At 53.8% G+C, this 12019-nt stretch carries 12 protein-coding genes and 1 tRNA gene; 5 read left to right on the top strand and 8 right to left on the bottom strand.

Annotated features, from left to right (window positions below):
- Positions 1-65: 65 nt before the first annotated feature.
- Both AC6I8R_RS17715 and AC6I8R_RS17710 read right to left on the bottom strand, forming a co-directional pair.
- Positions 66-141: transfer RNA gene (locus AC6I8R_RS17715), tRNA-Ile, on the bottom strand.
- Between the two features lie 195 nt (positions 142-336).
- Positions 337-1128, bottom strand: coding sequence for an SDR family NAD(P)-dependent oxidoreductase (locus tag AC6I8R_RS17710; RefSeq protein ID WP_497832645.1), 792 nt, complete (start codon positions 1126-1128; stop codon positions 337-339).
- Between the two features lie 136 nt (positions 1129-1264).
- Here AC6I8R_RS17710 and AC6I8R_RS17705 point away from each other — a divergent pair, with 136 nt between their 5' ends.
- Both AC6I8R_RS17705 and mug read left to right on the top strand, forming a co-directional pair.
- Positions 1265-1852 (top strand): TetR/AcrR family transcriptional regulator, encoded by a 588-nt coding sequence (locus AC6I8R_RS17705; RefSeq protein ID WP_415173173.1) that lies wholly within the window; start codon positions 1265-1267, stop codon positions 1850-1852.
- Positions 1849-2361 (top strand): G/U mismatch-specific DNA glycosylase, encoded by a 513-nt coding sequence (mug, locus tag AC6I8R_RS17700; protein WP_497832644.1) that lies wholly within the window; start codon positions 1849-1851, stop codon positions 2359-2361. Before AC6I8R_RS17705 ends, mug begins: the two co-directional genes overlap by 4 nt.
- A 47-nt stretch (positions 2362-2408) precedes the next feature.
- Here the strand turns inward: mug and rpoD are convergent, their stop codons facing one another.
- From rpoD to rpsU, 3 genes are all read right to left on the bottom strand, one after another.
- On the bottom strand, positions 2409-4253 hold the full coding sequence (rpoD, locus tag AC6I8R_RS17695; protein ID WP_013510546.1) for an RNA polymerase sigma factor RpoD: 1845 nt from the start codon (positions 4251-4253) through the stop codon (positions 2409-2411).
- A 247-nt stretch (positions 4254-4500) separates the two neighbouring features.
- Positions 4501-6246 (bottom strand): DNA primase, encoded by a 1746-nt coding sequence (dnaG, locus tag AC6I8R_RS17690; protein ID WP_497832643.1) that lies wholly within the window; start codon positions 6244-6246, stop codon positions 4501-4503.
- Between the two features lie 118 nt (positions 6247-6364).
- On the bottom strand, positions 6365-6580 hold the full coding sequence (rpsU, locus tag AC6I8R_RS17685) for a 30S ribosomal protein S21 (RefSeq protein ID WP_001144069.1): 216 nt from the start codon (positions 6578-6580) through the stop codon (positions 6365-6367).
- A 280-nt stretch (positions 6581-6860) separates the two neighbouring features.
- On the opposite strand from rpsU, the gene tsaD reads away from it, so the two are divergent.
- Positions 6861-7874 carry a tRNA (adenosine(37)-N6)-threonylcarbamoyltransferase complex transferase subunit TsaD gene (gene tsaD / locus AC6I8R_RS17680; RefSeq protein WP_497832642.1) on the top strand — a complete coding sequence of 338 codons (1014 nt, stop codon included), beginning with the start codon at positions 6861-6863 and terminating at the stop codon, positions 7872-7874.
- Positions 7875-7904: 30 nt separating this feature from the next.
- Here tsaD and plsY read toward each other — a convergent pair whose 3' ends face one another.
- The gene (gene plsY / locus AC6I8R_RS17675) at positions 7905-8510 is read right to left on the bottom strand and encodes a glycerol-3-phosphate 1-O-acyltransferase PlsY (RefSeq protein WP_036625533.1); all 606 of its coding nucleotides are present in this window, start codon (positions 8508-8510) and stop codon (positions 7905-7907) included.
- A 106-nt stretch (positions 8511-8616) separates the two neighbouring features.
- On the opposite strand from plsY, the gene folB reads away from it, so the two are divergent.
- A complete protein-coding gene (folB, locus tag AC6I8R_RS17670) occupies positions 8617-8976 on the top strand; it encodes a bifunctional dihydroneopterin aldolase/7,8-dihydroneopterin epimerase (protein ID WP_013510542.1) in 360 nt (119 codons plus the stop codon).
- Between the two features lie 190 nt (positions 8977-9166).
- Complete coding sequence (gene bacA / locus AC6I8R_RS17665; RefSeq protein WP_021183465.1) at positions 9167-9985, top strand: undecaprenyl-diphosphate phosphatase; 819 nt, start codon at positions 9167-9169, stop codon at positions 9983-9985.
- 17 nt (positions 9986-10002) lie between these two features.
- Here the strand turns inward: bacA and AC6I8R_RS17660 are convergent, their stop codons facing one another.
- Positions 10003-11235 carry a multifunctional CCA addition/repair protein gene (locus tag AC6I8R_RS17660; RefSeq protein WP_497832641.1) on the bottom strand — a complete coding sequence of 411 codons (1233 nt, stop codon included), beginning with the start codon at positions 11233-11235 and terminating at the stop codon, positions 10003-10005.
- A gap of 136 nt (positions 11236-11371) precedes the next feature.
- On the bottom strand, positions 11372-11992 hold the full coding sequence (locus AC6I8R_RS17655) for a TIGR04211 family SH3 domain-containing protein (RefSeq protein WP_021183464.1): 621 nt from the start codon (positions 11990-11992) through the stop codon (positions 11372-11374).
- Positions 11993-12019: the final 27 nt, after the last annotated feature.

Below are 12019 nucleotides of genomic sequence, written 5' to 3'. Positions count from 1 at the left end.
ATCACCTGAAAAGCCAGAAAACAAAAAGGACTCAGCCAGTTCCCTGTCTAAGTCCTTGATAAATTTGGTGGCCCCTGCTGGGTTTGAACCAGCGACCAAGCGATTATGAGTCGCCTGCTCTAACCACTGAGCTAAGGGGCCAGCGGAGCGGGGATTATAAAGTATCTCGCCAGGGCGATCCAGCCATTGATAGCTGGTTGCTCAAAATTAGCACAGTATCTGACTCCTTGATATCCATAAGAAAATTCGTAGATCCCTTATCCGTTGTGACAGCAATCCCCTTAATCCGCAGACGAATCTGAAACAGGGCAGGAATGCCCTGTCTGCTTGTTACCTTCATGCCTGCTGATAACGTGATGCCGGTTTGTTCAGCGACAAATAAGGTTGCAACGCTATCCGGGCGTTATCGAATTCCTGCCATAGCCCAGTATTTTCCAGCGACGGGATGGTGACCGACTCACCAGCATCCAGTCCACTCAGCGCGGCACTTACCAGATCTTCCACTTCCATCAGCATTTCTGCCGGGAATTTGGTAATTGGGGTGCCTGAACGATCGAAAATTTCGGTACGCGTTGCACCGGGCAGGACAGCCTGGACGTGGACACCGCTATCAGCCAGCTCACGCTGCATGGCGCGCGTTAGTGTCAAAACAAAGGATTTCGTCGCGTCGTATGCGCCGTTAAAGCGCTCATGGATCAACGCCAGCACGGAAGCAATATTAATGATGGTGCCGTGGCCGCGCGCACGAAAAGCCTGGGCCGCGACATGAGCTAATTGGGTTGGTGCGACAATATTCAACGCCAGCATGGCTTGAATACGTTCGATATCCGCATCAACAAATTCACCCTCTACGCTCATTCCTGCGTTATTCAGCAGCAAAGTGATTTGGTGGTTGTCACGAATTTCTTGTTCAATGCGCTGCAAATCCTGCGTTTTGGTGAGGTCTGCCGGGAGTACGGAGACTTCCACGCCTGCTGATTCTCGCAAGCTCTGCGCCAGCGCGTTAAGGCGGGTAGCATCGCGTGCCACCAGAATCAGGTTGTAACCGCGAGCGGCCAGTTGTTTTGCGTAGGTTGCGCCAATACCGCTGGATGCGCCGGTGATCAAAGCCAGTTGAGATGTTGACATGGTCGATTCCTCTAAATGATGGTTATCATATTTGATGTGATAAATATGACGGTCATAATATTTTTCGTCAAGCTGGAATATGATGGTCGTAATAATTACTATGATTGTCGTAACTGATGATCAGGAGGGGCAGAAGATGGAAAAGCTGAGCCACAAAGCGCGTACGCGTCAACGCATTCTGGATGAGGCGGCCAAAGTGATGCGTGAGTGTGGTACTGAGAGCATTGGCGTGGCGTCGTTAATGAAGCGTGTCGGTTTGACGCACGGTGGTTTCTATGCCCATTTCGCGTCGCGTGAAGCATTGGTTGAGGCGGTGATTGAACAGATGTTTGCTGACTCAGCGCAACGTATCGCCGCGATTGTGCAGGTCGAGGACCCGGCTCAGCGCCTGGCATTGCTAATCGATAATTATCTCTCTGATATCCATCGTGCGATGCCGGGTGAAGGTTGCCCACTGCCCGCGCTTGCCAGTGAAATGGCGCATTTGCCACTCGAGGCGCGTACGTTGTTTTCCCGTCGGCGTGAAGCGGTCCGCCAGCGTCTGGCTGAACCTTTGCAGCTGTTGGGTAATGCTCAGGCTGACACCCTTGCTGCCAGCATACTGGCCGAGATGGTGGGAGCGATGGCGCTGGCGCGCGCCTGTCCAAATGAAGCCGACGCGAACGATATTTTGGCTGCCAGCCGTCAGTCAGTGAAGCAGCGCGCCGGGTTGGTGTTGGCATGAGTGAGCACAACATTCGCGACATCATCGCTCCGCATTTGCAGGTGTTGTTTTGCGGTATCAATCCAGGCCAATCCTCAGCGCACACCGGTTTCCATTTTGCACATCCGGGTAATCGCTTCTGGAAGGTGATTCATCTGGCGGGATTTACCCATGAACAACTCAAGCCGGAACAGGAGCAACGCTTACTGGAAACGGGTTGTGGCATCACCATGTTGGTGGAGCGTCCTACCGTACAGGCCACGGAACTGGCGGGTGATGAGCTGCGCGATGGCGGCAGTCGATTGCAGGAAAAGGTGCTGCGTTATCAGCCGCGTGCATTGGCGGTGCTGGGTAAAGATGCCTTCCAGCGTGCATTTCGCCAGCGTAAGGTGGAGTGGGGCGAACAGCCGCAAACGCTAGGTGCTACCCGGTTGTGGGTGCTGCCGAACCCGAGCGGCCTGAATCGCGCTTCGCTGGAGGAGATGGCTGCCGCCTATCGCCAGCTGTATGAAGGATTACAGTTGTTCTGAGACAATAAAAAACCCCGGCAAGCCGGGGTTTTTTGTTTAGGACCAAATCAGTCGTCGAGGAAGCTACGCAGTACTTCGGAACGGCTCGGGTGACGCAGTTTACGCAGCGCCTTGGCTTCAATCTGACGAATACGCTCACGCGTTACGTCGAACTGTTTGCCTACCTCTTCCAGCGTATGGTCGGTATTCATATCGATACCAAAACGCATACGCAGTACTTTCGCTTCACGCGCAGTCAGACCCGCCAGCACGTCGTGAGTTGCGGAACGCAGGCTCTCAGAAGTAGCAGAGTCCAGCGGCAGCTCCAGCGTGGTGTCTTCGATAAAATCGCCCAGATGCGAATCTTCATCATCACCAATCGGCGTCTCCATAGAGATCGGCTCTTTAGCGATTTTCAGCACTTTGCGAATTTTATCTTCCGGCATCAGCATACGCTCAGCCAGTTCTTCCGGCGTCGGCTCGCGGCCCATCTCCTGCAACATCTGGCGCGAAATACGGTTGAGTTTGTTGATGGTCTCAATCATATGCACCGGAATACGGATGGTACGTGCCTGGTCGGCGATAGAACGGGTGATGGCCTGACGGATCCACCAGGTGGCGTAAGTTGAGAACTTATAACCACGACGGTATTCAAACTTATCAACCGCTTTCATCAGGCCGATGTTGCCTTCCTGAATCAGGTCGAGGAACTGCAAACCACGGTTGGTGTATTTCTTAGCGATTGAAATCACCAGACGCAGGTTAGCTTCCACCATCTCTTTCTTCGCACGACGCGCTTTGGCTTCGCCGATAGACATACGACGGTTGATGTCTTTGACCTGCTCAATGGTCAGGCCGGTTTCTTCTTCAATTTGCAGCAGTTTTTGCAGGCAACGCATAACGTCATCCTGCACTTCCAGTAGTTTTTCAGACCACGGCTTGTTCATTGCCAGCGCGGCTTTGAACCAGCTTTCACTGGTTTCGTTGCCGGTGAACAGCGTGATAAAGTTTTTCTTCGGCATTTTGCACAGTTCAACACACAGCTTCATGATGATGCGTTCCTGAGTACGCACACGCTCCATCATTTCACGCATGTTGTTCACCAGGTAATCGAACTGCTTCGGTACCAGGCGGAACTGTTTGAACACTTCAGAAAGATTCTGAATTTCGGCAACTGCGTCGGCATGACTGCGGCCCTTGGCTTTGATCACCGTGCGGGTCGTTTCATACTGTGTACGCAGCTCAACGAATTTTTCGCGCGCCAGTTCTGGATCGATAGAGTTATCGTCGTCAGAACTGTCGTCATCGCTCTCTTCGTCGTCTTCATCATCGTCATCGCGGTCTTCTTCAGACAGCTCAGAACCGACGTGAGTCGCAGTTGGTGCCAGATCTTCTTCTGCATTCGGATCGACAAAGCCGGTGATCAGGTCGGACAGACGTGATTCGCCCGCTTCAACACGATCGTACTGATCGAGCAGATAGGTGATCGCTTCCGGATATTCTGCAACGGAGCACTGAACCTGGTTGATGCCGTCTTCGATGCGTTTAGCGATGTCGATTTCGCCTTCACGCGTCAGCAGTTCAACAGTACCCATTTCACGCATGTACATGCGCACCGGGTCGGTGGTACGGCCAATTTCAGATTCAACGCTGGATAACACCTGAGCGGCGGCTTCCGCGGCATCTTCGTCGGTATCGGCACTGTTTTCATTCAGCATCAGATCATCGGCATCAGGGGCTTCTTCCACCACCTGAATACCCATATCGTTAATCATCTGGATGATGTCTTCGATCTGATCGGAGTCGACGATATCTTCCGGCAGATGGTCATTGACCTCAGCATAGGTCAGATAGCCCTGCTCCTTACCACGGGTGACAAGTAGCTTAAGCTGTGACTGCGGGTTTTGCTCCATAAGACGGTATCCACACTTCTGTTAATTAGATTGGTGTCGGTCGGCAGCGAGCCAACAATAACAGTGAAGGCGTTGTGTTTTTGCCGCTGCCTTCGTCGCGGCCAGGGCTTTTGCCCTTCTATAATCGGCACTTAAGCCGCTTGGATTCTTTTTTTTCGGGCCTGGCTTCTCGCCAGGTTCCGCTAATGCTTATCGCCCCGGTTCCCTGCCATTTTAACGGTATCGGCAACCAAGGCGCTTAAAACGATTATTTCTTTGCCAGTGCCTGGCTCAGTGCCCAGAATTCACGGCGTTCGGCGGCACTTAATCCTTCGGTACGGTCGCGCGCGATAAGCGCTTCAAGGCGCTGCTCCAACGCGGAATCGTAAAGACTTGCCAGCGAATCCTGGAAGACCGCTTCGGCCTCTTCATCCACTATCATGTGGTTCCAGGTGGCCAGTGTTTCAAGTGTCTGACTAAAATTTGTCCCGCGATATAACTCTAGTAGCTGTCCGGTCGTCAGGCCAGGATTCTCAGAACAACGGCTGACTAACTCCACGAACAACGGTAAACCCGCCATTTTTGACTGCTCAAGACCTTCGAGAGCAGGCACCATCGCGGCGAACTGCGGATTTTGCACCAACAAGGCAACCAGCACGCGCATGGTGGTGCGCTTCAGTGGCGGTGCAGTGGGTGCGGTACCACTCTCGGCCTGTTTCGGCAGTAGCTTCTCTAACTGGTTATCGTCAAGAATGCCGAGTTTATTACCTAATTCCTGGCGCATATAAATGCGCAGGGTCTCGCCCGGGATCTGGCTGATCAACGGCAGCGCCAACGTACTCAGGCGTGCTTTACCGTCGCGCGTGCTCAGATCAACTTGCGGCAGCAGGCTGTCGAACAGAAACGTGGAGAGCGGCATTGCCTGCTCCATCCTTGCTTCAAACGCCACTTTGCCCTCTTTGCGCACCAGCGTGTCCGGGTCCTCGCCATCAGGCAAAAACATAAAGCGTAGCTGACGACCATCATTCATGTAAGGCAATGCGGTTTCGAGTGCACGCCAGGCGGCTTCACGACCCGCGCGGTCGCCGTCGTAACAGCAAATCACATTTTCCGTCGAGCGAAACAGCAGCTGGATATGTTCGGCGGTGGTCGAGGTTCCCAGCGAAGCAACGGCATAATCAATGCCGAACTGCGCAAGTGCCACCACATCCATATAACCTTCCACGACCAGCAGACGCGCTGGTTGGGGATGATTTTTCTGCGCTTCATACAGGCCATACAACTGACGGCCTTTATGGAAAATCGGTGTTTCCGGCGAGTTCAGGTATTTCGGCGTATCGTTGCCCAGCACCCGGCCGCCAAAACCAATAACTCGTCCACGTTTATCGCGAATCGGAAACATGATGCGGTCGCGAAAGCGATCGTACGTCCGGCCTTTGTCATTGCTAACCAGCATGCCAGCTTCCATCAGCGACTCTCGATCATCTTTCTGCTGACCGAAGCGCTTGAGCGCGTTATCCCAACCCGGTGGAGCATAGCCAATAGCGAAGTGATCAATCACTTGCTGGCTAAGGCCGCGGGTGGCGAGATACTGCTGAGCAAGCTGTGCCTGCGGCTGGCGCAGACTCTGCTGATAAAAGGTGTTCAGGCCTTCCAACAGTTGGTAAAGGCTTTGGCGCTGATGGCGTTCCATCTGGCTGGGGCCGTTACCCGCTTCATAAGGGACTTCAAGGCCGTGCTGGGTGGCCAGTTCCTCAATGCTCTCAACAAATTCCAGACGATCGAAATTCATCAGGAAGTCGATGGCATTGCCGTGGGCACCACAGCCGAAGCAGTGATAAAACTGCTTATCGCCGTTTACGGTGAAAGAGGGCGTCTTTTCGTTATGGAATGGGCAACACGCGTGATAGTTCTTACCCTGCTTTTTCAGCTTTACGCGGGCATCGATAAGGTCCACGATGTCCGTGCGGGCAAGTAAGTCATTGATAAATACGCGTGGAATTCGTCCAGCCATAAGCCCCGATTTTTCAGCTCATAAACGGCAACAAGCCGCGCTTCCTTTCGGAAAGCACGGCCTCTTACTTGACTCTGTCTGCGTTGATCACGCGGCGGAGGCGAACCTCCGAAAGAAATTAGTACAGACGAGTGCGGCGTGCGTTTTCGCGAGCCAGTTTCTTGGCATGACGCTTAACAGCAGACGCTTTAGCGCGCTTACGTTCGGTAGTCGGTTTTTCATAGAACTCACGACGACGAACTTCAGCCAGAACGCCTGCTTTCTCGCAGGAACGCTTGAAGCGACGCAGTGCTACGTCGAACGGCTCGTTTTCACGTACTTTAATTACCGGCATGTAACTCTCACCTCGATAAAATTCGGTTTTGCTGCTGGCTGCGGCGCCAGCACATTTCAAAATGGTGCATAATTCTACTCCAACCGCGGTTGGCTTGTAAAGCACCAAGGACAAATTGAAACCAACAGGGGCGTTTGCCATTGCGGCTGCCGGTTTTTTCAGGCCGTGGAGTATAGCGCACTCTTTGCGCGGCGGAAAAACACTTTTTCCAGCCCAAAGATGTCCGGCCGGTGATCTCCCTGTGATACACTGCGCGCCGCAAGAAGAGGGTACGAAAGCTATGCGAGTTCTGGGTATTGAAACGTCCTGCGATGAAACCGGCATCGCGATTTACGACGACGCGTCCGGTCTGCTGGCAAATCAATTATATAGCCAGGTAAAATTGCATGCCGATTACGGCGGTGTGGTGCCGGAACTGGCATCGCGCGATCATGTGCGTAAAACGGTGCCGTTGATTCAGGCGGCGTTAAAACAGGCCGAATTACAGCCGCAGCAGATTGATGCGGTGGCTTATACCGCCGGACCGGGTCTGGTCGGGGCGCTGTTAGTGGGTGCGACCGTTGGACGCGCGCTGGCGTTTGCCTGGAATGTACCGGCGGTGCCGGTCCATCATATGGAAGGCCATCTGCTGGCCCCGATGCTGGAAGATAACCCACCGGACTTCCCGTTTGTCGCGCTGCTGGTATCGGGTGGGCACACTCAGTTGATAAGCGTCACGGGTATTGGTGAATACGCGTTGCTGGGCGAATCTATCGATGATGCGGCAGGTGAAGCCTTCGATAAAACCGCCAAGCTGCTGGGCCTCGACTATCCGGGCGGGCCAATGCTATCGCGGATGGCACAGCAGGGCACACCGGGTCGCTTCACGTTTCCACGCCCGATGACCGATCGCCCCGGCCTTGATTTCAGCTTCTCCGGCCTTAAAACGTTCGCGGCCAACACCATTCGTGAACATGCGGGGGATGAACAGGCGCGTGCCGACATTGCCCGCGCCTTCGAGGACGCGGTGGTGGATACCCTGATGATTAAATGTAAGCGTGCGCTGGATCAGACCGGTTTTAAACGTCTGGTGATTGCGGGTGGCGTGAGCGCCAACCGTACGTTACGTGAGCGTATGGCTGACATGATGCAGGCCCGTGGCGGCGAAGTGTTTTACGCCCGTCCGGAATTCTGCACCGACAACGGCGCAATGATTGCTTACGCAGGCATGGTGCGTCTGAAAGGTGGTACGCGTGGTGAGTTGGGCGTTAGCGTCCGGCCACGTTGGCCATTGGCGGAATTGCCTGCCATCTAAAATAAAAAAACCGGCCTTGCGCCGGTTTTTTTATTCTTTCTTCTTTTTCTTCCGCTTCCAGATTTTGTTTTCCTGGCCGCGCCACAGGCGTTGGATGTTGTCATGATGGCGCAACAGAATCAGGCAGGAAAGCATCGATACCGGAAAAGTGAACTGTGGTTTGAACCACCAGACGTAAAACGGCGCGATGAGCGCGCTGACAATCGCACCCAGCGATGAGTAACCACTCAAGAGGACCGTCAACAGCCAGGTACCGGTCATCAACCCGGTCAGGTCCCAGCCAATCGGCGCGATGGCACCGAATGCCGTTGCCACGCCTTTGCCGCCGCGAAAACGAAAGAATACCGGATAGATGTGACCGAGACAGGCAGCGATGGCCGTCAGGCCAAGGTAGAGCGGAGCAACATGCAGCAGCCAGGCAATCCACACTGGCAACATGCCTTTGGCGATATCGAAAATCAGTACCGCTGCCGCAGGCACTTTTCCGCCGATGCGCAGCACGTTAGTCGCCCCCGGATTACCAGACCCCTCGGTACGTGGATCGGGCAGGCCAGCGAGTTTGCATACCAGTATCGCGCTGGAAATGGAGCCGCAAAGATACGCGAAAATAATCATACCAAGCGCGATAGCACTCATAGTTCCATACCGTTCCTGTAGGGTCGTTTTGTTCTCGGTAAGTGTGGATAATACGCATAATCCGCCGGAAGTGGTATCCGGCATGGCCAAAAACAGAGACTACATCATGGATATCGTATTTATCGAGCAACTCACCGTGTTCACCACCATTGGCGTTTACGACTGGGAGCAGGGCATGCAGCAGAAGCTGGTGCTCGATGTCGAAATGGCATGGGATAACCGTCAGGCAGCTGCCAGCGACGATGTTGATGATTGCCTCAGCTATGCTGACGTCACCGAAGCTATTTTAAACCATCTTAACGGCCAGCGTTTTGCCCTGGTTGAACGCGTGGCAGAAGAAATTGCGGATCTGTTGATGAACCGTTTCAAAACGCCCGGCGTACGCATCCGCGTAGGCAAACCGGGGGCTGTAGCGCAGGCAGCAACGGTTGGCGTGCGTATTGAGCGCGGGACTATTCCTAAATAAATCCGATGTGATTGCCATCACAATGAAACCAAACCAAATTATGGTGTGTCTTAGTTGCAGCCGCCGCGCTTAGTGCGGCTTAGTTGCCGGAAACCTTAAGGTTTCCTTCAGACTGGCGCAGGCATAATTTAAGGCGGTAAGCAGATGCGACCGCCTTTTTACTGTTTAAAACGGATAGAGGAAAATGTTGATGGCAGATATTCATCAGCTTTGGGTAGCTGCAATCCTGGGGATAGTGGAAGGTCTGACCGAGTTCTTACCGGTCTCATCCACTGGCCACATGATTATTGTTGGCCACCTGTTAGGCTTTGAGGGTGAAACCGCCGAAACCTTTGAAGTGGTGATTCAGCTCGGTTCCATTCTTGCTGTCGTGGTGATGTTCTGGCGTCGGCTCTTTGGCTTAATCGGTATTCACTTTGGTGAAGTCAAACATGAAGGTACGGGTAAAGGTCATCTGACCCTGATCCATATCCTGCTGGGTATGGTCCCGGCGGTGGTGGTTGGTCTGGTGTTGCACGATCAAATCAAAACCCTGTTTAACCCGATCAACGTGATGTATGCGCTGGTGGTTGGAGGCGTGCTGCTGTTGGCGGCGGAACTGCTCAAACCTAAGCAGCCGAAAGCGGTCGGGATTGACGATATCACCTACCGCCAGGCATTTATGATTGGTTGCTTCCAGTGTCTGGCGCTGTGGCCAGGTTTCTCACGTTCTGGTGCAACCATCTCAGGCGGTATGCTGATGGGGGTGAGCCGCTATGCGGCATCGGAGTTCTCGTTCATTCTGGCGGTGCCGATGATGATGGGGGCAACGGCGCTGGATCTCTACAAGAGTATGAGTTTTCTGACGATGCAGGATCTGCCGATGTTCGCCGTCGGCTTTGTGACCGCTTTCGTGGTGGCGCTGATTGCGATCAAAGCCTTCCTGGAACTGATTAAACGTATCTCGTTTGTCTCATTCGCCATCTACCGCTTTATTATTGCGGGCGTGGTTTACATGCTGTTTATGTAAGACCTTGCGCGGCCAGCTCAGACTGGCCGCGTGTCGATCAATCCTTCCTGCACCGCGACTCTGCGCCGACGGGTTAATTCTTCCCGTACTTCTGCCCCTTTGAATCCAGCCTCAATCACCGCTTTGGTTGGTACGGCCTGTGCCAGGGCAAAAGCCTTGCGCAGATAATCTCCCTGCGGATAAGCGTTGCTCTCCAGACCGGCACGACCACGGGCATCAGCTTCACTGGTCAGCGCCAGTTGCTCCACACGCTGTGGTTTACGCCAGGCGTCGACGCGATCGAATAACGCCACCAACATCTCGGCCGACTGCCGCTCAATGGTGTGCACCATATCGTGAAATTCGGCGACGATCAGCGCCAAATCGCGAATCGCATTGGGGACGCGTAAGCGCTCGCACAGCGCAGCCACAATTGGAACGCCCGCCAGGCCGTGACCGTGATGGCTCGGCCACTTTTCGCGCGGCGTAACCGCTTTGCCAGCGTCGTGAAATAGCGTGGCAAAACGGACATCCAACTCATCCGAGAGCGCCGCGGCAAGGGTTAACGTCATCAGCGAATGGATGCCGGTATCAATCTCCGGATGCCATTTGACGGGCGCGGGAATGCCAAACAAGTTATCCAGTTCCGGGAACAGCACCTGCAAGGCACCGCAGTCGCGCAGCACCTGGAAATAAACCTGCGGATTACGTGTCAGCAGCGCTTTTTCCGTTTCCTTCCAGACGCGCTCTGGCGTGAGGTGTGCCAGTTCGCCACTGGCGGTCATATCGCGCATCAGCGCCTGGGTTTCTTCGGCAATGCGAAAGTTGAGGTGAGCGAAACGGGCAGCAAAGCGCGCCACACGTAATACGCGCAGAGGATCTTCATTAAAAGCCGCAGAGACATGACGCAGGGTTCGATTGGCCAGATCGTGTTGACCACCGTAAGGGTCGATCAACTCGCCGTTGTCTGCCTGGGCGATGGCATTGATGGTGAGATCGCGCCGTTGCAGATCCTGCTCCAGCGTGACGTCAGGGGCGAACCAGGTCACAAAGCCGGTGTAGCCATTGCCGCTTTTACGTTCAGTCCGTGCCAGCGCATACTCTTCACGGCTTTGCGGATGCAAAAAAACCGGAAAATCCCGGCCAACTTGCTGATAGCCCTGCGCCAGCATCGCATCAGGCGTGGTGCCGACCACCACCCAATCTTTATCTTTTACCGGTAAACGCAACAGCGCATCGCGCACCGCGCCACCGACCAGAAACGTCTTCACTCAACTACTCCAGAGGTCAACTGCCTTTGCGTGCCATCCACGCATCTGACTTTAATTGTTACATAGTTTGGCCAAAATTCGGACATGCCAAAAGGGGCATCTTACGATCCCCTTAAGAAAAAGAACAAAAAGGTGCTTAGTTCATCCAGCGATTGTTCTTTTTGCGACGCGGCACCATATGCGGCAGTACCAGACCCAGCAGCAAACCGACACCCAACACGCCACCGCCATACATAAACCATTGCATGATGATGGTGCGCTGCTTGTCATCTAACTGGACATTGGCGGCACTGACTTTTTTCTGCGCGACGATCAACTCGTTTTTCAACTTCTGATTTTCGTCTTTCAGATCGTTGATGGTGCTGTCGCTGTTGGCCACTTTATTTTGCATTTCCGACGTACGCTGGTTCCAGCTGTTGTCGATGTTTTGCAGCTTATCGGTGAGATCTTTCACCTGCTGTTCCAACTGTGGCACACGGGTACGCAGGCTGGGGTCGGTACTCAGCTGTGACAGCGGAATCCAGGTAGTACGACCCTGTGAGTCCTGGATTTGACCATACTGGGAGTCAGTGTTGGTTTGCAGCAACTGCACTTCCTCCCCGGCATTCAGCTTGCCAACCAGACGATATTGATCGCCAGGCCCGCTGCGTACCCAGGTGGATAATTCATCGGAGATATAACGCTTTTCGGCAGCATGGGCTGTCGAGATGGCGCTGAAAGCCAGCAAAGAAAGAGCGGCAAAAGTAATTTTTTTCATTCGATATCAAAGTTTGGTAAAGGCGTA

The sequence above is a fragment of the Pantoea sp. X-Soil-OKNW-713 genome (genome assembly GCF_059730685.1).
The sequence above is the reverse complement of the archived record's forward strand: the minus strand, read 5'-3'. Positions and strand labels throughout refer to the sequence as shown.

Bases quoted from the DNA above. Each gene is read 5' to 3' on its own strand.
- plsY (WP_036625533.1), bottom strand. From the start codon at position 8,510: ATGAGTGCTATCGCGCTTGGTATGATTATTTTCGCGTATCTTTGCGGC.
- AC6I8R_RS17705 (WP_415173173.1), top strand. From the start codon at position 1,265: ATGGAAAAGCTGAGCCACAAAGCGCGTACGCGTCAACGCATTCTGGAT.
- dnaG (WP_497832643.1), bottom strand. From the start codon at position 6,246: ATGGCTGGACGAATTCCACGCGTATTTATCAATGACTTACTTGCCCGC.
- mug (WP_497832644.1), top strand. From the start codon at position 1,849: ATGAGTGAGCACAACATTCGCGACATCATCGCTCCGCATTTGCAGGTG.
- tsaD (WP_497832642.1), top strand. From the start codon at position 6,861: ATGCGAGTTCTGGGTATTGAAACGTCCTGCGATGAAACCGGCATCGCG.
- rpsU (WP_001144069.1), bottom strand. From the start codon at position 6,580: ATGCCGGTAATTAAAGTACGTGAAAACGAGCCGTTCGACGTAGCACTG.
- AC6I8R_RS17655 (WP_021183464.1), bottom strand. From the start codon at position 11,992: ATGAAAAAAATTACTTTTGCCGCTCTTTCTTTGCTGGCTTTCAGCGCC.
- AC6I8R_RS17710 (WP_497832645.1), bottom strand. From the start codon at position 1,128: ATGTCAACATCTCAACTGGCTTTGATCACCGGCGCATCCAGCGGTATT.
- rpoD (WP_013510546.1), bottom strand. From the start codon at position 4,253: ATGGAGCAAAACCCGCAGTCACAGCTTAAGCTACTTGTCACCCGTGGT.
- folB (WP_013510542.1), top strand. From the start codon at position 8,617: ATGGATATCGTATTTATCGAGCAACTCACCGTGTTCACCACCATTGGC.
- bacA (WP_021183465.1), top strand. From the start codon at position 9,167: ATGGCAGATATTCATCAGCTTTGGGTAGCTGCAATCCTGGGGATAGTG.